Source organism: Lysinibacillus sp. JK80, assembly GCF_027557635.1.
GTDB classification, from domain to species: Bacteria; Bacillota; Bacilli; order Bacillales_A; family Planococcaceae; genus Lysinibacillus; species Lysinibacillus capsici.
On sequence record NZ_CP058997.1, the window covers coordinates 3,419,399 to 3,438,960 of the forward strand.

16 protein-coding genes are annotated in these 19,562 nt (G+C 36.3%); 10 read left to right on the forward strand and 6 right to left on the reverse strand.

The genetic code is table 11. The annotated features are described in order from the left end of the window. Positions 1-172: 172 nt before the first annotated feature. Positions 173-1,423: a BaiN/RdsA family NAD(P)/FAD-dependent oxidoreductase gene (locus HXV90_RS17115; RefSeq protein ID WP_115674514.1), complete on the forward strand. Its 1,251-nt coding sequence runs from the start codon at positions 173-175 to the stop codon at positions 1,421-1,423. Positions 1,424-1,464: 41 nt separating this feature from the next. On the opposite strand, the gene HXV90_RS17120 is transcribed toward HXV90_RS17115, so the two are convergent. Both HXV90_RS17120 and HXV90_RS17125 read right to left on the reverse strand, forming a co-directional pair. Then, on the reverse strand, positions 1,465-2,157 hold the full coding sequence (locus HXV90_RS17120) for an AIM24 family protein (protein ID WP_054549925.1): 693 nt from the start codon (positions 2,155-2,157) through the stop codon (positions 1,465-1,467). Positions 2,158-2,426: 269 nt separating this feature from the next. Then, positions 2,427-3,695 carry an L-lactate MFS transporter gene (locus HXV90_RS17125; RefSeq protein ID WP_004226054.1) on the reverse strand — a complete coding sequence of 423 codons (1,269 nt, stop codon included), beginning with the start codon at positions 3,693-3,695 and terminating at the stop codon, positions 2,427-2,429. Positions 3,696-4,610: 915 nt separating this feature from the next. Here HXV90_RS17125 and HXV90_RS17130 point away from each other — a divergent pair. The 7 genes from HXV90_RS17130 to HXV90_RS17160 all read left to right on the forward strand — a co-directional run bounded on the left by HXV90_RS17130 (position 4,611) and on the right by HXV90_RS17160 (position 12,394). After that, the gene (locus tag HXV90_RS17130; protein ID WP_269897657.1) at positions 4,611-6,098 is read left to right on the forward strand and encodes an ATP-binding protein; all 1,488 of its coding nucleotides are present in this window, start codon (positions 4,611-4,613) and stop codon (positions 6,096-6,098) included. Next, positions 6,095-6,763 (forward strand): response regulator, encoded by a 669-nt coding sequence (locus HXV90_RS17135; protein ID WP_112116379.1) that lies wholly within the window; start codon positions 6,095-6,097, stop codon positions 6,761-6,763. Before HXV90_RS17130 ends, HXV90_RS17135 begins: the two co-directional genes overlap by 4 nt. A 280-nt stretch (positions 6,764-7,043) precedes the next feature. After that, positions 7,044-8,078, forward strand: a complete 1,035-nt coding sequence (locus HXV90_RS17140) for a DctP family TRAP transporter solute-binding subunit (RefSeq protein WP_066038082.1) — start codon at positions 7,044-7,046, stop codon at positions 8,076-8,078. Between the two features lie 57 nt (positions 8,079-8,135). Continuing rightward, complete coding sequence (locus tag HXV90_RS17145) at positions 8,136-9,182, forward strand: DctP family TRAP transporter solute-binding subunit (RefSeq protein ID WP_269897658.1); 1,047 nt, start codon at positions 8,136-8,138, stop codon at positions 9,180-9,182. Between the two features lie 244 nt (positions 9,183-9,426). Further along, the gene (locus HXV90_RS17150) at positions 9,427-9,924 is read left to right on the forward strand and encodes a TRAP transporter small permease (protein WP_004226043.1); all 498 of its coding nucleotides are present in this window, start codon (positions 9,427-9,429) and stop codon (positions 9,922-9,924) included. After that, positions 9,905-11,173, forward strand: coding sequence for a TRAP transporter large permease (locus HXV90_RS17155; protein ID WP_004226042.1), 1,269 nt, complete (start codon positions 9,905-9,907; stop codon positions 11,171-11,173). The genes HXV90_RS17150 and HXV90_RS17155 overlap by 20 nt, the downstream gene beginning before the upstream one ends. Before the next feature lie 9 nt (positions 11,174-11,182). Next, positions 11,183-12,394: an MFS transporter gene (locus HXV90_RS17160; protein ID WP_269897659.1), complete on the forward strand. Its 1,212-nt coding sequence runs from the start codon at positions 11,183-11,185 to the stop codon at positions 12,392-12,394. A 15-nt stretch (positions 12,395-12,409) separates the two neighbouring features. Here HXV90_RS17160 and HXV90_RS17165 read toward each other — a convergent pair whose 3' ends face one another. From HXV90_RS17165 to HXV90_RS17180, 4 genes are all read right to left on the reverse strand, one after another. Further along, positions 12,410-13,315, reverse strand: a complete 906-nt coding sequence (locus tag HXV90_RS17165; protein WP_269897660.1) for a DMT family transporter — start codon at positions 13,313-13,315, stop codon at positions 12,410-12,412. 157 nt (positions 13,316-13,472) lie between these two features. Then, complete coding sequence (locus HXV90_RS17170) at positions 13,473-14,684, reverse strand: amidohydrolase (protein WP_048391128.1); 1,212 nt, start codon at positions 14,682-14,684, stop codon at positions 13,473-13,475. Then, on the reverse strand, positions 14,681-15,931 hold the full coding sequence (locus tag HXV90_RS17175; RefSeq protein ID WP_269897661.1) for an amidohydrolase family protein: 1,251 nt from the start codon (positions 15,929-15,931) through the stop codon (positions 14,681-14,683). The genes HXV90_RS17170 and HXV90_RS17175 overlap by 4 nt, the downstream gene beginning before the upstream one ends. A 44-nt stretch (positions 15,932-15,975) precedes the next feature. After that, positions 15,976-17,535 carry a glutathione ABC transporter substrate-binding protein gene (locus HXV90_RS17180; protein WP_269897662.1) on the reverse strand — a complete coding sequence of 520 codons (1,560 nt, stop codon included), beginning with the start codon at positions 17,533-17,535 and terminating at the stop codon, positions 15,976-15,978. Positions 17,536-17,717: 182 nt separating this feature from the next. Between HXV90_RS17180 and HXV90_RS17185 the strand changes: the two genes are divergently transcribed. Together HXV90_RS17185 and nikB are read left to right on the forward strand one after the other, a co-directional pair. Next, entirely contained in the window at positions 17,718-18,620 is a 903-nt protein-coding gene (locus tag HXV90_RS17185; protein ID WP_112116388.1) for an ABC transporter permease, read from the forward strand. 14 nt (positions 18,621-18,634) lie between these two features. Beyond that, positions 18,635-19,555 (forward strand): nickel ABC transporter permease, encoded by a 921-nt coding sequence (gene nikB, locus HXV90_RS17190; protein WP_048391119.1) that lies wholly within the window; start codon positions 18,635-18,637, stop codon positions 19,553-19,555. Positions 19,556-19,562 lie beyond the last annotated feature (7 nt).

Sequence of the window (19,562 nt, forward strand, 5' to 3'; positions counted from 1 at the left end):
CAAAGAATATTGTGTTTCATTCTACTGTATAAGCTCTTCATCCCAAAAGAAGAGATAAAGAATTATAAAACACTTTTCTATTATTTTCAATGTCAAAGAAAGTCCCTCTCTATATAGACTTCATGTATAATAGGAAAGATTCCTAATTTGAACAGAAAGTGAGTTTCTAACTATGTATGATGTAATCGTGATTGGTGGTGGCCCATCTGGTTTAATGGCGGCGATTGCTGCTGGAGAGCGCAAAAAGAAGGTGTTATTGTTAGAAAAAGGCACAAAACTAGGCAAGAAATTGGCCATTTCTGGCGGAGGACGCTGTAATGTTACAAATCGTTTGCCTATTGAAGAAATTGTGAAGCATATACCCGGTAATGGCCGTTTTCTCTATAGTCCATTTACCGTTTATAATAATGAAGATATAATTGCATTTTTTGAAGGGCTTGGTGTCGCCCTAAAGGAAGAGGACCACGGTAGAATGTTCCCTGTATCCAATCGCGCACAAGATGTCGTTGATGCGCTGATTAGACAGCTACAACGTCTTCATATTGAAGTTCGTTTACACACAGCTGTCAGTAAGCTTCTAATGGATGAAGATAAAATTTTGGGTGTACGTCTTGCTGACGGCACCGAAGTCCGTAGTCAAGCAGTCGTTGTAGCCGTTGGGGGTAAGGCGGTTCCACAAACAGGCTCAACAGGTGATGGCTATCCTTGGGCTGAACGTGCGGGTCATACAATCACAACCTTATTCCCAACAGAAGTCCCTGTTATTTCAAAAGAAGATTTTATTCAAGCACGTGAGCTACAAGGACTAGCATTGCGTGATGTTGCTGTCTCCGTGCTCAATAAAAAAGGCAAGACACTCGTCACCCATCAAATGGATATGCTCTTTACCCATTTTGGTTTAAGTGGTCCTGCTATTTTGCGTTGTAGTCAATTCGTTGTGAAAGAATTAATGAAAACAGGCTATGAGCCCGTGACAATGCGTATTCAAACACTGGTACATTATAATGAAGAAACATGTCTACAATATTTAAATAAATTAATAAAAGAAGATCCGAAAAAGGCTGTGAAAAATGTTTGGAAAGGCATAGCACCTGAAAGATGGCTCTTGTTCTTATGTGAGCGATCACACATTGATGTTCAATTGACAGGCGCTGAATTATCCCAAGAGAAAATTCGTCAGCTAGCACGTTTACTAGTAAACTTCACGTTAACAGTGAGTGGCACACAGTCACTTGATAAGGCATTTGTAACAGGTGGCGGTGTCTCTGTAAAAGAAATCGAGCCAAAAACAATGGCCTCAAAGAAAAAAGAGGGACTGTTCTTTTGTGGAGAAATTCTTGATATTCATGGCTATACAGGCGGCTATAACATCACTTCAGCCCTCGTAACGGGACGTATTGCAGGAATGCATGCGGCATTATAATAGAAGAAAAAGCGTGTCCGTGGAACAACGGACACGCTTTTTTAGCTTTCACTAGACATATAAACTTCTTCAAATGGTTGGATAATAACAAAGCCCTCACCAGAAAACGCCATCTGGATGGATTCTCCACTGCCTCGGCCGATAAATGTACGGAAGCTAATATCTGTTTTAAATTCAGGTGTTAAGTTGCCTGACCATGCGACAGTAGCATGCGGATCAGTGTATACTGTTTCACCTGGTTTCACTAATAATGTCAGTGGTTCAAAATGAGTTGTAATCGCAACCTTCCCTGTTCCTTGAAGGGTTACATTAAATAAACCACCTGACATGATGCCAGCCATTTTACGCATCAAACGTATATCCCATTCGATGCTAGGCTCAAAGGCAAGTAAATCATTGCCATTGACACAAATACTGTCGTTTTTCAAATCAAAAACAGTTACTTTCTTTCCTTGGTCCGCTAAATAGAGTCTGCCCTTTCCACTAGCTTTCATCAATTGCGTACCTTCACCCGTTAAAGCCTTTTTAAACATTTTGCCAAAACCATGCTCCAAGACGCGCTCACGTTCAAATTTAATATCACCTGTATAAGAAATCATAGCGCCCATTTTTGACCACACTTCACCGTTTAGATTAACCTCTAATACACGTTCAGTTTCCAATTCAAAATAATCATTCTCATTATCGTCCTGCTGTGTTTTATGAACAAATTCATCTAAAGAAAATTTCCCCATGATTGATCCCTCCCTAATTACTTTATATACGTTGTTCTTTGAGAAAAGATTCAATTTTTAATAGTTTGTTCCTCATCATGAATTTCGTTACAAAATTTCTCTTTTAATTACGAAATCACTTTATTTCCAGTAATGTTATTGACATCAGACATGTACTGTTATACATTAAACAAAGAAATTACAATTGTTATATAACAAACACTTCAAAAAAATAACTATATAAGTGCCATCCACGAAATGACACCTATATAGTAAATTGAAAGTTCATATTATTGTGTAGCAGATACATCTCCAACATTTTGCGCTGCTTTTAAAGCTGTTTGCTTACGTACATCTGCACGTAACGTTAAGGAAATAATCAACGAAGCTGCGATTAAACCTGCGAATACATAGAATACAGGAATATAGCTTCCATACGCATTTTTGATTGCACTTACTAACAATGGTCCAAAAACTCCACCCAATGACCACGTTGTTAATAAATAACCATGAATCACACCAAGTTGCTTTGTGCCAAATAAATCACTTGCAAATGCAGGTAGATTTGAGAACCCACCACCATAGCAACTAACAACTAGGAAGATAAGTGCTTGGAAAATAATTACGTTAGTTGTATGTGGTAAAACGATAAAGGTGATTAGCTGTGCAGTAAAGAAAATAACGAAAACGTTAGAACGACCGATATAATCAGACACAGCGGCCCAGATTAAACGACCACCACCATTAAATAACCCCATAATTCCTACCATTGCGGCAGCACCTGCTACTGATAGACCGACAATTTCCTGTGCCATTGGTGAAGCAACAGAAATCATCATAATCCCTGCTGTTACATTAACTAAATGCATGGACCAAAGCATCCAGAAGTGCTTTGTTTTAACAGCTTCTCGTGCTGACATAACAGCTAAATCTTTCTTAACTACGTCCTTACCATTATTGGCAGCTGCTTTCATATTAGCAGGCATATAACCTGGCTTAGGTGGTGCTATATATGAAGCCCCTAAAATCATTAACGTGAAGTAACTTGCCCCTAGAATAAAGTATGTTGTAGAAATGCCAACTGCCTCCATTAAGTTGGCTGCGACTGGTGCTGTAATAAGTGCACCCGATCCAAAACCAAGTACGGCCATACCTGTTGCTAGACCACGACGGTCTGGGAACCATTTTACAAGTGTTGATACAGGTGCAATATAGCCAATCCCCATTCCTAATCCACTAAGAACACCATATGTTAACCAATACATAACAACAGAATCCATTGAAATGGCTACACCAGCACCAGCTTGTCCTGCTCCAAATAAGACAGCTGCTACCATAGCCGATTTACGTGGTCCCATTTTTTCTACTAAACTACCAAATAATGCAGCTGAGAAACCAGCTAATCCCATCATAATGGTAAAGGCAATCGTTACCTTTGTTTCACTCCATCCCATTTCTGTGACAATCGGTAGCTTGTATACACTGTATGCATAGGCCCCACCGATTGAAAGGTGAATAGCGATTGCAGATAATGCAATTAACCATCTATTTTTATTCATAAATTCTCATTTCTCCCCTCTTTTGCTACCTGTGAAAATTCTATGAACGTCCATGTAAAACAATTTACCACTTAGAATTATTCAAATGCAAGATGTTTTTCTAAAAAATATTATTTCTCCAAAAAGTTTTTCATTCTTTTCTTAAAAATTAAAATCAAACAAACCTTACAGCCTCTAAGAAAAATGAAGTTTTACAAACTAAAAAATCTACATATACTAGATTTTATTATTTTTCTACTCTACTTTATCGTTATATATTAATTATTCTTGAATAATTATTTTTGTGTATATATTCACATACTGTTTATGAATAAAATCTTGATTAGAATATTAATTCTATTATTTATCTACAGAAAGAACGTTTTCTTTAGTTTATTTACGCTAGAATTTTTAAGAACAGAAGAGAAATTCGAAACTATTTTCTACAAGATTTTCACTTTTATATGTATGAATGAAAAGCTGATTCCCGTCTTTTATTTCCATATTTTTTATTTTATTTAAAAAATCAACAATACAATCAATGTATATTTCAAATTATTTATTGAAAGTGAAATATTTTTTATTATTCAAATATATATATTAGAGTGCAATTTTCTGGCATATGAACGCCACTACAACAATATAAATCATATTTATCATTTGTTTTGTTATACTACACAATAAAAAAAATACTCTTCAACAAATCTTGTATTACAACAGCTTTGTTATTTATGGTAATTTAGTATAAACTAAGAATTTTTAGTAGGTTTTAAGGTAAACATGCTTATTTTGTAGAATTGGGGGGATGAATGTATAAAAGAAAGCTAATAGCTATCGCTCTTTTATATGTCTATGAAAAATATATCTTTACGTCTAAAAATGTTTATTTTTTCATTTATTATTGTCCTTTTTTCTATAGCAACAAGTGGTGCTATCATGATCCATAACCTTTCGGGTGCATTTGAGAAAGAATTTGGAGCACGAGCCATTGCTATCGCGAGAACCGTTTCACAACTGACAGATGTACAAAATAATGTTGGGAAACCGAATGGATTTGAAGTTATTCAACCCATTGCAGAGAGAATTCGTTTAACAACTGATGTTGATTATATCGTGATTATTGATATGAAGAAAATCCGCTATTCTCACCCTTCTGAGAGCAAACTTGGCACAGTTTTTGAGGGTGGAGACGAAATAGAAGCTTTTTCACAGCATGAATACATATCAAAAGCTCAGGGAGTGCTTGGCTATTCCATCCGTGCATTCGTTCCTATAATGAATGAAGAAGGTACACAACAAGTTGGTGTTATTACAGTTGGGTTACTCACCCCAAAATGGTACAACCTACTAGATGAATATCAATTTGATATATTGATTTCTCTTTTTTGGGGACTAGCTATTGGATTAGGTGGTTCAGTCTGGGTGGCTAATCACCTAAAGCGTCAAACATTTAATTTAGAGCCATACGAAATCGCTCGCTTAGTGGAAGAGCGATCTGGCATTATACAGGCAATGGATATTGGTATATTAGCAACCGACGAAAGCGGTAATGTATCATTTATTAACCGCCTCGCAAGGCAATATACTCATTTCTTTGAACAAAGAATTTCTCGCAAAGAATTATTTAATGGGACATGGCTTGCGGAAGACATTTTACAGCAGCATGAAATATATAGACCTTTACTTATACATGACCAGATGTATTTAGTACGCACCTTCCCTATTCGAATTTTAGATCAAAATGCCGGATACCTTATAATGTTAACGGATCGTAAAGAGGCAAATATGTTAGCTGAAGAATTAACAGGGATTAAAATGCTTGTGGATTCCTTACGAGCTCAACAGCATGAATATATGAACCGTTTACATAGTATTGCAGGATTAATTCAACTAGATCGTAATGATGAAGCTCTGAGTCTTATTATTGATGAAATTACGGATGAAGAGGAAATTATACAAAATTTACATGATAAAATACTTGATTACTCGATACAAGGTTTACTACTTGGGAAGTACTCGCGAGCAAAAGAACTCGGCGTGGAACTGACCATTGATGATGATTCAAAGCTAGACGATATTATGAGCGGTTTTTCTAGTGGTGATTTGGTAACTATAATTGGAAATTTGCTTGATAACGCGATGGAAGCATGCTTTGAGTGTACGTATAAAGATGTACGATTAACGTTAATTGGCGATAAGCATTATCTATATATAGAAGTACAGGATAGTGGCATGGGGATAATAGGTTTACCGCAACGAATTTTCGAATATGGTTTTACTACCAAACAAAAGGAAGGACATGGTATTGGCCTTGCACTTGTTAAACAAATTGTAGAATCTAATAACGGAAATATACAAGTGGAATCAACGGTCAATATTGGTACAAATATTACTATTGAGGTAGGGGTGATAGAAGATCAATGAGTAACATTTCAGTTTTTATTGTAGAAGATGATCCAATGGTGCTTGAAATAAATAAAGGTTTTTTAAATAAAATGGTTGGTTTTCAGCTTGTAGGCGAATCTATCACTGGTCGTGATGCTTACGAAAAAATTAAAGTGAAAAAACCAGATTTAATTTTACTAGACATGTTTTTACCAGATATGACCGGTATGGATTTATTTTTAAAACTCCGTTCAGAAAGGATTCCCTCAGATATTATTCTGATAACTGCTGCGCGAGATGCACCGACTGTTCAAGAGGCTTTACGATTTGGTGCAAGCGATTATCTCATTAAGCCCTTTCGCTTCGAACGTTTTGAAAAAGCTTTACAGCAATATAAAAATAGCTCTAAATTGTTTACTAATTGCACAGCCTTAAATCAAGAGGATATTGATAGTTGGCTAGGTATACAACAAGAGTCAAATGAATTACCTAAAGGCTTAAACAATTTAACGATGAAACAAATATTAGATTATTTAACAACATATCGAGTAGCTATAACCTCCGAGCAGCTGGCTCAAAATGTTGGAATGGCAAGGGTCACAGTTAGGAAATATTTAGATTTTTTAGCAACTAAAGGAACCGTTAGCATTGAACTACAATATGGAACAGTTGGACGACCAACGAAATATTATTCCATAAAATAGTTAAGCATAAATAGTTATTAAAATAAAAACTCATATAGAATCTGCTATTTTTCTTATTATGCATAGGTTTATGATGCTTTACTATGCACATTAATAAAAGAAAAGTAAGCAGATTCTTTTTTCTCTAGCAATTATCTTGTATTATAACAATTTATCAATATAACTAATTGTTATATACCATAAATACCAAAATGTTCATTAAAACCATAATATTGAATATTTATTCGTATAAAATACAATAGAAAGCGTTCACATCTTATACAGTTAGGAGTGAATTAACATGTGGCGTAACCCTATAAAAGTACTTTTCTTAAACTTATGTTTTTTAACCATCCTCATAGGTTGTCAACAGCAGACCTATCCAACTGACAATGAGCAATTAAGTCATGAAGAACAAATTGTCATTCGTTTTTCACATGTTGTTGGTGAAAACACACCTAAAGGAATGGCAGCAATTAAATTTGCAGAGCTTATTAAGGAACGAAGTAATGGTCATGTAGAAATTCAAGTTTTCCCGAATGGCGTACTGTACAAGGATGGTGAGGAGATGAATGCTCTTTTAAGAGGAGATATTCAGATGATTGCCCCTGCCATTTCAAAAATTACTACGTTTGTACCCGAATGGTCTGTCATGGATTTACCTTATGCATTTAAAAATGCACAAGAAGTTCATACATATGTTGAAAGCGAAGTTGGACAATCATTAATGAAGAGATTAAATAAACACAATCTAATCTCGATGGGCGTATGGGATAGTGGCTTTAAACAGTTAAGTAATAGTATTCGTCCCATCCAAAACTTAACTGATCTACAAGGTTTACGCATGAGAATAATGCCAAGTGATATTTTAGCAGAGCAATTTTCCATTGCCGGTGCCTATCCTAGACGAATTGATTTTAATACGGTCTTCCATCAACTACAAAAAGGCAATGTTGATGGGCAAGAAAATACGCTCACTAATATTACAAGCAAAAATCTACATTCACTTCAAGATTACTTAACTATTAGTAATCATGGTTATCTAGGCTATTTGTTATTAATGAATAATGAATTTTGGAATTCCCTCCCTAAAAATGTACAGGAGCTTTTGATTGATACTCTTGAGGAAGTACAAAAATGGGAGTGGCAACAAGCAGAGAATTTAAGTACGGAAAGACTTCAGGAAATGGAAGCATGTCAATGCATACAAATTCATTATTTAACGGAGGAAGAAATAGAGGATTGGGAGAACGCCTTTAAACCTGTATACGACTATTATGCAGAAAATTATGGTTTTAAATATATTGAGGCACTTCCTAAAAATCAATTTCATTAACTAGGGTTTAAAAGGTTGCCCTTTTAACTATAAATATAAATTTTAGGGGGATATAGAATGAAAAAATGGCTTTTCATGTCATTCATGGCTTTGCTTTTACTAGTACTTGCGGCTTGTGGTGGCGACAAAAAAGAAGCAGCTTCTGCTCCAGCAGCTGAGGGAGATGGTGGCTACACCAAAGAAAAACCTCTTGTTATTAAATTCTCTCATGTAACTTCAATTGATAGTGTTAAAGGTAAAGCAGCTGAGGCATTTGCAAAACTAGTGGATGAAAAAACAGAAGGTAAAGTGAAAGTTGAGGTTTATCCATCCTCACAATTATATGGAGATAATGATGAATTAGATGCCTTAGTATCAGGAAATGTGCATATGATTGCTCCTTCTGTAACGAAAATGGTAAAAATCGATCCTCGTTGGCAATATGTTGATATGCCATACCTTTTTGAAAATCAAGAGCATGCTCGTAAGTTCTTTAATTCAGATGTTGCAAAACTGATTCTAGAATCAGACCAACTAGCAGCTAACGATATTAAAGGTCTCGTGTTCTGGGAAAATGGCTTTAAACACTTTTCCAATAACAAACACCCACTTGTGACAGTGGACGATTTTAAAGGACTAAAATTCAGAGCACAAGCAGGTAAAGTTTTAGAATCGCAGTTTAAAGCTTTGAATGCTGGTTCTGCGACCATTGCATTTGGTGAAACGTACGCTGCCTTACAACAAGGAACAGTAGATGGACAAGAAAACACATTTAATAACTTTGATACTCAAAAATATCAAGAAGTTCAAAAATACTTCTCCGTATCTGAACATGGTCGTCTAGACTATGCTATCTTTGTAAATAAAACATTCTGGGAAAAAATACCTTCAGAGCTATTGACAGCAGTTGAAGAATCATTAAATGAGGCAACAACGTTAGCTTGGGATTTAGCTGCGGAAGAAAACGAAAAATCATTCGAAAACATTAAAAACTCTGGTATTGAAGTCATTGAGCTATCAGATGCTGAAAAAGAAGCCATCAAAAAACAACTGGAACCAGTTTATGAAGAGTTTACTGATGTTATCACAGAAGAACTAATTAATGGTATTCGTGATTTAAAATAAACATGGTTCTTAAAAAACTTACTATTCCAACAATTAGTTGATGTAAGGAATAGGAAATCGCAACAATTTCTTGGCTATTCTTTGTTAGGAAGTTGCCCGTAGTAGTGAGTTATCGTCAATATCAATAATTTTATTAGTATATCGCTTACTTACAAACGGGTGCTAAGAAGCTCACTTCAAACTGCAACATTTACAGTGGGAATAAAAGCACCCGTTTTTAACTTTAAATAAAGGAGGCATCAACATGAAGACCGTTTATAAAATATGGGGCTACTTAGAAGAAATTCTTGCTGGAATTTTTTTCGTAGCAGGTGTTGTACTCATTTTTTATGGGGTTATTATGCGCTACATATTCAATGAACCACAAGCATGGGTAGAGGAATTAGCACGCTATTCTATAATTTGGGGTACATTTTTGGGGTTTGGCTTAGCTCTTCGCCACAATCAGCATATACAGGTGGATATTCTATATGACAAGTTAAAGCCATCGAAAAAACGTCTATTGGATTTAGTAGCAACAGGCTTGAGCATCGCCTTTTGCTTAATTTACACGTACTATGGTTTTGTTTTAGTGGAAAATCGCTATACATCTGGTATGGTTTCACTTGATATCGGGATCCCAATGTGGATTGTATATCTAGTCCTACCTCTTTCAGGTATTTTATTTTTACTAAGATTCGTAGAACGATTAGTTAATATTCTACGAGGAAAGGATGAAGAATATGCTAATCCTCTTACTTAGTTTCTTTTTGCTATTATTTCTACGAGTACCTGTTGCTATTAGCTTAGCACTATCAACAATTCTAGTTTTCTTCCAAATAGATTTTAATATGAATATGATTCCACAGCGCATTTTCACTGCATTAGATTCCTTCCCTATGATGGCCATCCCAGGATTCGTGCTGGCTGGCGTATTAATGGCGCGCGGTGGGATATCCAAATATTTAATTGAAGCTTTACGTGCATGGATTGGTCACCTGCCAGGTGGTCTTGCAGTTGTTACAATTGTTGCCTGTGCTATTTTTGCCGCTATTTCAGGCTCTTCACCTGCCACAGCAGCAGCAATCGGCTCTATTATGATCCCAGCAATGATTTCAGCAGGCTATAAAAAACGTTATTCCATGGGACTTGTAGCAGCAGGTGGTACATTAGGAATTTTAATTCCACCGAGTGTTCCATTAATTATTTATGGTATCACCTCAGAGCAATCAATTGGTGAATTATTTATGGCTGGGGTTCTTCCTGGATTAGCTTTAACAGGAATTTTAATTATTGCTGCCATCTTTTATGCGAAACGCAATGGATTTAATGGAGATCAACCAGCTTCTTGGGAAGAACGTGGGCGTAAATCTTTAAAAGCCATTTGGGGAGCATTTTTACCTTTTTTAATTTTAGGAACAATCTATTCAGGAGTTGTGACACCAACTGAATCAGCGGTAATTGCAGTTTTCTATGGTCTTATTGTATCCTTGTTTATCTATCGTGAGATGAAGCTAAAGGATTTCCGCGAAGTATTGGTAGAATCTATTAATATTACCGCTATGATTTTCTTAATAATAGGTGCCGCTTCGTTATTTGGGCTTTATTTAACAAATGCACAAGTACCACAACAAGTGGGCGCATGGATTGCTGAAAGTGATTTAAATAAGTGGATTTTTATGATCATTGTCAATATTTTGTTCTTTATTATGGGTATGTTCTTAGAAGCTGTCTCTATTATTTTAATTACTTTACCAATATTATTGCCAATTCTTGCACACTTTGATATTAATCTATTACACTTTGCCATTATTATGACGATTAATATGGAATTAGGTATGATTACACCACCAGTTGGATTGAATCTCTTTGTGGTAAGTGGGATAGCAAAAGAAAAACTTGGGGAAGTGGTAAAAGGCGTTATACCGTTTATCATTTTAATGATTATCTTCTTAGCACTTGTTGTCTTAATCCCACAACTTTCTCTCTGGTTACCAGAGCAAATGAAATAAGGGTTTAAGATGGGTATAAATACAAAGGGTTATTCAATAAGAGATCGTTCTTTTTGGACAATTGTCATTAGTTTGGGCGGGGCTTCTGTTTTTGTCTTTGCAGCAATGTATTCTGTTCAGCCCCTGCTCCCCTTCTTTACAGAGCAATTTCATATTTCTGTATCCGTTGCAAGTCTATCCGTATCTATGACTACTCTATCAGTAATTCTTGGATTAATCGTGCTAGGTTTTTTATCAGATCGTTATGGAAGAGTTTTGTTCATTCATTTATCCATAGTTTTTACTGTCATACCTTTTTTTTTCATGCCACTAACTGATTCTTTTTCTACTATTATTTTATTACGCTTTATTCAGGGCTTTGCTATTGCAGGTGTACCTGCAGCAGCACTTGCCTATCTTAGCGAAGAAATTGATCAACAATCAATGGGCTTTGCCACTGCATTGTATATTTCTTGTAATGCACTAGGCGGAACAATTGGTAGACTCATGATGGGGTATGTCACTGAATATTTTTCATGGAAAATGGCATTTGTTTCATTAGCCATTATGGGGTGCATCGTTATGGTAATTGTCTGGTGGATGCTACCTAAATCCAAAAATTTTTCGGTACAACAGCGTACGATTCAACAGGATTTACAAGGCTTTTGGTTTCATTTGAAAAACCCTCAATTATTGATACTTTTTGGATTAGGAGTTATTTTACAATTATCCTTTACTGGAGTTTGGTCATTTATTCCCTATTACTTAACAGCGCCTCCTTTTCTATTATCTTTACAAAGCATTTCTTTTATTTTTTTAGCGTATGGATTAGGTATTATTGGGTCGCCTATTGCTAATGCACTTGCAGGAAAAGTTGGATTACATACCATTCGAACATTTGGTGTTTGTTTATTAACTGTGGGAATACTTTTTACATTAAGCAAGTCACTTTTCATTATTGTAATAGGACTTTGTCTAGCATGTTTAGGTTTTTTTACTGCTCATGCATTAACTTCCTCATTGGTAAGTCGGCTAGCTCTTTATCAAAAAGGAAGCGCCTCTAGTCTATATTTGGTCGCTTATTACCTTGGGGTGGCCTCTGGAAGTACAATACTAAGCCCTGTTTGGTCATTATTTCAGTGGCATGGTATCGTAATCATTACTGCTTTTCTGCCAATAACATACCTATTTATTTTAAATTCGCTACAGAAACAGCAAAAAAGAGATGTACTCAAAAAATGAGCATCTCTTTTTTTGCTAATTCATTGTTTTTTTTACAAGGACAATTGCTTTAATTTCTTTATAATAAATACACAACAAAATTCCTACTAAAATTAATAAAGAGCCATATATTTGAACACTTGTAGGGAATTGTTTTAAAAATACAGCACTTAATAGCATGGCTATAGCTGGCTCAAAGTTTAACAACAACGACGCATTTGTTGAGCCGACCTCCTTCATTTTTTGATTCCACATTAAATTGCTTACCCCATGAATAATAATCGCTGATAAAATGAGCAAAAACCAGTAGGGTATTGCAACTTGCCAATTCGTCTGCGGCAAAATAGTAAATGAAAATGGCACAAGCACCAGTAAACCTATTAAATTTGTATAGAACGTAATCGACTGTGCTGACATTTTCAGACTAAGATGATTGACAATAATGAGGAACAAAGCAAAGCTTAGCATTGTAATTAAGCTCAGCACCTCACCCTTACCGATTGAAATGGTGATAAGTGCCCCTTTTGTAATGATGAGGCCAACACCAACAAATGAAAGTATTGCACCTAGCCAAAATATGCCGTTACGTGATTCATGATAGATCATTTTATTCAGCAGAGATGTGACAATCGGTGCACAGGCTAATATTAAAGCCGCAGTGATAGGAGAAGTGTGCTGGAGACTAGCATAAAAGCTATAGTGATTAATGGAAACGCCCAGTATTCCTGCAAGGATCAATAACAATAAATCATTTCTTGTAAATGTTGTTCGGTAGATTGCTTTCCAACTAATCCCCCCTAAAAAGAGAACAATGACAATCAATCTAAAAATGGCAACCGTTAAAGGATCCCAATGTTCAATTAAAATAGAGCCAATAATGAAGTTACTGGCCCAAAAAAATACACAGCTAAATAAAATCATATAGATTGTTAGTTGTTTCATATTTTATCGCACCCGCAAATAAAGAGATTTCTACATAAGTAATGGCAAATCTACTTCCCTTTCCTTTATTCATCTTTTCTATTAAAACATAAGTATAGCAAACTAGAAAATTTCTAGTTTGCTATGTTATCTAAATAAGGGGGATTTAGATTTATGCTTAATTGATAAACTTTCCTTTAGACATAACCACTCGGTTGGATGGTTTACGCGCAATAACTTCCGCGCTTGATACTGCGTCAAAGAATACAAAACTTGCTTCGTCCTTCACATTCGGCCAAACCTTCTGACCATTTGCATCTAATGGCGTGACACCACTTGTAATATATTTTAATGTTTGTCGAATAGAGCGTTCATCAAGTTTACGAGAAATATCTGCAAAAGTAGTCGCTTTTTCTAAAATATCTCCTGAGCCATTAGGACTCCAAGAATCATAAAAGCCGTCACAACCAAAATGGACATCCACGCCGTGCTCTGTTAGTAATTCAATCGGTGGAATTAATCGTCGCAAATCAAATGGCACCGTTGACATTATTTTTACTTGTTGTTGTGCTAAACGATCTGCAATTTTATGTTGCTCCATGATTGATACATCACCAAGTGAAAAGGCATGACTTATTGCCGTTCTCCCCTGATATTTGGCATCCTCCACGATGTCTATCCATTTATCGATTGTATAATACCCAACATGTCCACCATCATGTAAATGAATATCGACATCAACATTAAATTCCTGTGCAATATCCATCACTTCATAAAGAGAAGGCTCGATCGAGTTATCGATGCCAGCTGGATCTAGGCCGCCAATCATCGTCGCTCCATTGCGTAAAGCTTCACGCAATAATTTAGGGACATCATCTCTTAGTAGACCATGCTGTGGAAAGGCAATGACTTCGGATGTCACGACATCTTTATAATCGTCCAATGCCGCTAGTACACCTTCTAAATTTTTTAATCCAATGTATGGATCGATATTGACATGTGTACGAATATGATTCGCACCATTTTTAAGGATTTTTTCAATCATTGCAGCCGCACGTTGTTTACCTGTTGTAGCAAGAACGGATAACTCTTGTGCTTCACGATCAAGTCGTTCCTTTAAATTCTTTACGGGCACACAAGCCTTCCACGGTAAAGATAAGTATGTTTTATCTAAATGATTATGCATTTCCTTAAAGGCAGGTAATAGCAGCTTCCCTTTCATATCTGTGACTTCGTTTTGAGAATCGATTGCGTCTGTTGCGGGTACAATTTGCGAAATGAAGCCATCTGTAATTTCAAGGTGAAAAAGCTCCACTTTCGTTCCAACTGTATCATTTTCCTTTAGATATTCTCCTGTTTCAAGTAGAACATTTGTAAGCCAGTGCTTCATCTGAATTCTCCTTTCAACTCTCCTACATCCTGTTGGTGAATCATTTTGCCTTGTGAAATGACCGTAGTAATTGGGCATCTTCTTGCTATCACATGGGCAGTGCTCACGCCATCCACTAACAGCATATTCGCTTTATCACCAACTTGTGGCCAAACACGTTCTCCTACATCATTCAATGGTGTGATACCACCAGAGGCGTATTTCCAAGCTCGACTTAATGAATATTCATCAATAAAACGGAATCTCTCCGCCATGACATTTAATTTCATAATCGTATTACCAGTACCATATGGTGACCAATGATCTGTTAAGCTATCATGTCCCACAGATACCTTTACACCATTGTTATAAAGATAAGGAATTGGTATTGTCGAACGGTTCAAATCGATTGGTACAGTTGTTGTTACATCCATTTGTACCTCAGCCATGGCTTGAACTAATTTTTCTAAACGTGACTGTTCTAAATCAGCAAGTGCCATCGCATGGCTAATTGTGACTTGACCTTCTTTTTTCGCCTGTTTCGTTAACTCAATCAGTTTATAAAATTCAAATTCGCCTAGCGTGTTCGCTGTGTGAATATGAATATCGATCCCTGCATTATAGTCTTGTGCAATACCCATCGTTGTTTGCAATGACTTTTCGATATTGCGATCTACAATGGATGGGTCAACGCCTCCAACAAGCGTTGCTCCCATCGCCATTGCCTCACGGATTAGTCCCTCTACATTGGAGCGTAATAAGCCATGCTGTGGAAAGGCTACAATATCATAGGTGATTTGATCTTGATAGTTTGCTAAAACCTGTTTTGTAATTTCAATATGCTTTGTCCCAATTTGTGGGTCAACATTACAATGTGAACGAATATGTGTGTGTCCTTGGGAAATGAGCCACTTCACCATTTCCTCAGCTCGATAAGCAGCTGTCGGCAATTGTTTAGGTAGTAGTGTTCTTTCTTCTTCAATGCGTGTTAAAATCCCTTTAGTAATGGGTCTTGGTGCCTGCCATTCTCCGCCGAAATACGTTTTATCAATATGAATATGCATTTCTCGGAATGAAGGGACTAATAGTTGCTGTTGTGCATCTATTACTTCTACATCTTCATCAGCCACTATATCCTTATCTACTTGTTGAACATGTCCATCTTCGATTAGAACATCATAAATACCTGTACGAGTAGCAACAATGTGTTCATTTTCGCGCTCATATGCTTCTTCTAATCTCACATTTTTCAGCAATAGTTTACTCATAGTTTCCTCCCAATTGGTATTTTTTCGTCTATCACCAAATTTAATTACTCTACAATTTCAACGCCACTGATCATCGTGTAGTTAGATGCATCTAACCAGAAACCTTTTACAGCATTGCTGTAAACTGCTAAATGCTCATAGTTACGCACTGGAATATACACAGCTTCGTCTAACTCGATTTGCATTGCTTTTTTGTAGATTTCATTACGTGCCTCTTGGTTTGCTTCAGAACGCCCTTGCTCAATTAGCTTGTCTACTTCTGGATTTGAATAGTAGAAATGGTTTCCTGGAGGTCCCATAGATGCAGTGTGGAATAGATTGTATTGGTTATAATCAGCATCACCCGTTGCATTACCCCAACCACTAATAAAGATTTGATGCTGTTCTTTCGTAATTTCAGAAATAAATGCACCATACTCCATTACTTGAATATCAACATCTAATCCGATTCCTTTTAATTGAGATTGAATAACCTCCGCCATGTTGATACGCTCTTTACGGTCACTTGTCAGTAATTTAACTTTTGTTCCCTCTTGAACGCCAGCTTCTTTTAACAATTCTTTAGCCTTCACTACATCATAGTCATACGGTTTCGTTTCACTAGAATATCCAATAATTTTGGGACTCATTGCAGAATTTGCAAGTGTTCCTACATTATCATAAATACCGCTAATAATTGCTTCACGGTCGACAGCATAGCTAATAGCTTGACGTACTTTTACATCAGATAATAACGTATCTTTCACATTGAATCCGATAAATTCTACTGCTAGTCCTTCTGCACGGAATAAATTCATCGTTGAAGAATTTTCAATACGATCAATCTCTGTTACAGGTACTTGTTCAGCAATATGTGCTTCTCCACTTTCAATCATTGCTAGACGAGTAGAATCCTCTGGTACAACTTTAAATGTTACTTTATCTACTTTCGGTACAGTCGCCCAATAATCTTTATTTGAAATTAAAGTGATTTCTTGACCAGATTTCCAAGTTTCAAATACAAATGGGCCTGTCCCTACTGGATGAGTTGCTAATTCGTCCGCTGCTTCAGCAATCGCTTTCGGGCTCATCATGCTACCCTCTTGACTGGCTAAAATAGATAGAAGCGGAGCATATGGTTCTTTTAATTTCAACGTTACAACATATTCATCATCTACCACTACTTCACTAATCATAGATAATTTATCACGCTGTGGTGATCCAGTTGCAGGATCTAGAATTCGGTCAAATGTCGCTTTTACAGCCTTTGCATTAAAATCTGCTCCATCATGGAATTTAATGCCTTCATTTAATGTAAATGTCCAAGTGACTTCATCTTTTTGCTCCCACTCTTTTGCAAGTAATGGAACAATTTTACGATCTCTATCAAAAGCGACAAGTGTTTCATATACCTTGCCATGAATAATATTTGCTGATGGAATATCTGTAATAAAGTGAGGATCAAGACTTGTTGCATCTGCTGCTCTTAGAACAACTAATTCTCCTCCTACGCTTTTTGATCCCTCTTTGGAACCTTCTGTACTATTATTGCTAGCAGTAGAGCAGGCTTGCAGAATAAGTACAGTTATTAGTGCCATGAATAAAAACAACTTCATTTTCTTCATCAACATTTCCTCCTTGTGTGATTTGTTCCTTACATTTCGAATTATAAAGAAATAAAATTCACTTGTTTTTTAAAATTTTTACGTGTTTTTTAAATTTTCTGACTAATAAGCCATAAAATATTTACATTCTTTACGCTTTTCACTAAATTGAAATCAAATCAAATAGAAAAGGAGTATTCGATATGAATAAAGTAACAACTACAATTGATCATTCTGTTTTAGTGAATGCACGCAAGGCATCTAGAAAAAAGAATCTTGTTTCTTTCCTAAACAAAATCAAAAAGAATAAAGCAGCTGTCGTAGGAGGCATCATCATTCTTCTATATATATTGATGTTTCTTATCGGGCCCATTTTAGCCCCCTACGATCCCTACGACGTACAATTAGATCAAAAATTACAAGGGCCAAGCGTTGAACATCTAATGGGAACGGATGACAAAGGGCGAGATATTTTAAGTCGAATTTTATATGGATCACGTTTATCAATTGGTGTTGGTATTTCAGCTGTTTTATTCGGTGGTACAATCGGCACTTTCTTAGGTCTTATTGCTGGCTATTATGGCAGATGGGTTGATTCTATTATTAGTAGAATTTTAGATATCATGCTTGCGTTCCCAGGTATTTTGCTAGCTTTAGCGATTGTTAGTGCATTGGGGCCGAGCCTTATCAATGTCACAATTGCTGTTGGTTTTTTCTCTATTCCTATGTTTGCTCGTATTGTACGTGGCTCAACAATGGAGGTTAAAAAATTAGAATATATCGATGCTGTCAAAACACTTGGAGCAAATGATATGACGATTTTATTTAAGCATATTTTTCCAAATATTTTATCACCCATTATTGTACAAGCATCAATGCGCTTAGCAACCGCTATTCTATCTGCAGCAGGACTATCATTCTTAGGTTTAGGTGCTCAGCCACCATCTCCTGAATGGGGTGCCATGCTTTCTAACGGACGAGATTTCCTATTTACCGCTCCTTATATGGCGCTATTCCCAGGTATTATGATTTCTATACTTGTATTAGGCTTTAACTTATTTGGTGACGGTTTACGCGATGCGCTAGACCCAAGAATGAAAAATTAAAGGAGAGAAGACACATGACATTATTTATCTTAAAACGACTAGCTCAAATTATTCCAGTAACACTTGGTGTAACGCTTGTTGTTTTTCTAATTATGCAGATGATTCCCGGAGACCCAGCGATTATTTTAGCAGGAGAAGGAGCTTCTCAAGAAACGGTTGCAGAATTACGTGAAAATTTAGGGCTCAATAAACCATTAGCAGTTCAATATACAGACTATATTAAAAATCTTCTACAAGGAGATATGGGTAACTCTTTAAAAAATAATCAACCAGTATTCGAGGAAATTACCTCCCGATTACCGATTACCATAGAGCTAGCCTTTTATAGTATTTTAATCACCATTGTTCTGGGGCTTATTGCGGGTATTATCTCCGCTATCCGTCCTTATTCTTTGATGGATGTAGGATTAATGGTTGTCGCTTTATTAGGGATTTCCCTTCCAAGCTTCTGGTTAGGAATTTTATTAATGTATGTATTCTCTGTACAGTTACACTGGCTTCCTGTAGCAGGCTGGGATAGTGCCAAACATATTATTCTACCAGCTGTCACACTTGGTGCTGGTGGAGCTGCCATCGTCGCTCGTATGACTCGCTCTAGTATGTTAGAGGTTGTAAACCAAGACTATATACGAACAGCGAAAGCAAAAGGCTTAAAAGGATACATCATCATTTTAAAGCACGCATTACGCAATGCCTTGATTCCAGTTATTACAGTAGTAGGCTTACAGTTTGGTAGTTTACTTGGCGGAACAGTTTTAGTTGAATCGGTTTTCGCTGTAAACGGATTAGGACGAATGATTGTAGATGCCATTCGAACACGTGATATACCAGTCGTACAAGGTGGCGTTCTTGTTGCCTCATTAATATTTGTTTTCATTAATCTTTTTGTAGACATATTGTACCGATTCTTTAATAAACGAATGGATTTAAACTAAGGAGGGG

What these genes read in the sequence shown, in the direction of transcription:
- HXV90_RS17125 (WP_004226054.1), bottom strand. Translation starts at nt 3,695, where the DNA reads ATGAATAAAAATAGATGGTTAATTGCATTATCTGCAATCGCTATTCAC.
- HXV90_RS17165 (WP_269897660.1), bottom strand. Translation starts at nt 13,315, where the DNA reads ATGAAACAACTAACAATCTATATGATTTTATTTAGCTGTGTATTTTTT.
- nikB (WP_048391119.1), top strand. Translation starts at nt 18,635, where the DNA reads ATGACATTATTTATCTTAAAACGACTAGCTCAAATTATTCCAGTAACA.
- HXV90_RS17150 (WP_004226043.1), top strand. Translation starts at nt 9,427, where the DNA reads ATGAAGACCGTTTATAAAATATGGGGCTACTTAGAAGAAATTCTTGCT.
- HXV90_RS17115 (WP_115674514.1), top strand. Translation starts at nt 173, where the DNA reads ATGTATGATGTAATCGTGATTGGTGGTGGCCCATCTGGTTTAATGGCG.
- HXV90_RS17155 (WP_004226042.1), top strand. Translation starts at nt 9,905, where the DNA reads ATGCTAATCCTCTTACTTAGTTTCTTTTTGCTATTATTTCTACGAGTA.
- HXV90_RS17175 (WP_269897661.1), bottom strand. Translation starts at nt 15,931, where the DNA reads ATGAGTAAACTATTGCTGAAAAATGTGAGATTAGAAGAAGCATATGAG.
- HXV90_RS17145 (WP_269897658.1), top strand. Translation starts at nt 8,136, where the DNA reads ATGAAAAAATGGCTTTTCATGTCATTCATGGCTTTGCTTTTACTAGTA.
- HXV90_RS17180 (WP_269897662.1), bottom strand. Translation starts at nt 17,535, where the DNA reads ATGAAGAAAATGAAGTTGTTTTTATTCATGGCACTAATAACTGTACTT.
- HXV90_RS17160 (WP_269897659.1), top strand. Translation starts at nt 11,183, where the DNA reads ATGGGTATAAATACAAAGGGTTATTCAATAAGAGATCGTTCTTTTTGG.
- HXV90_RS17135 (WP_112116379.1), top strand. Translation starts at nt 6,095, where the DNA reads ATGAGTAACATTTCAGTTTTTATTGTAGAAGATGATCCAATGGTGCTT.
- HXV90_RS17120 (WP_054549925.1), bottom strand. Translation starts at nt 2,157, where the DNA reads ATGGGGAAATTTTCTTTAGATGAATTTGTTCATAAAACACAGCAGGAC.
- HXV90_RS17170 (WP_048391128.1), bottom strand. Translation starts at nt 14,684, where the DNA reads ATGAAGCACTGGCTTACAAATGTTCTACTTGAAACAGGAGAATATCTA.
- HXV90_RS17140 (WP_066038082.1), top strand. Translation starts at nt 7,044, where the DNA reads ATGTGGCGTAACCCTATAAAAGTACTTTTCTTAAACTTATGTTTTTTA.
- HXV90_RS17130 (WP_269897657.1), top strand. Translation starts at nt 4,611, where the DNA reads ATGATCCATAACCTTTCGGGTGCATTTGAGAAAGAATTTGGAGCACGA.
- HXV90_RS17185 (WP_112116388.1), top strand. Translation starts at nt 17,718, where the DNA reads ATGAATAAAGTAACAACTACAATTGATCATTCTGTTTTAGTGAATGCA.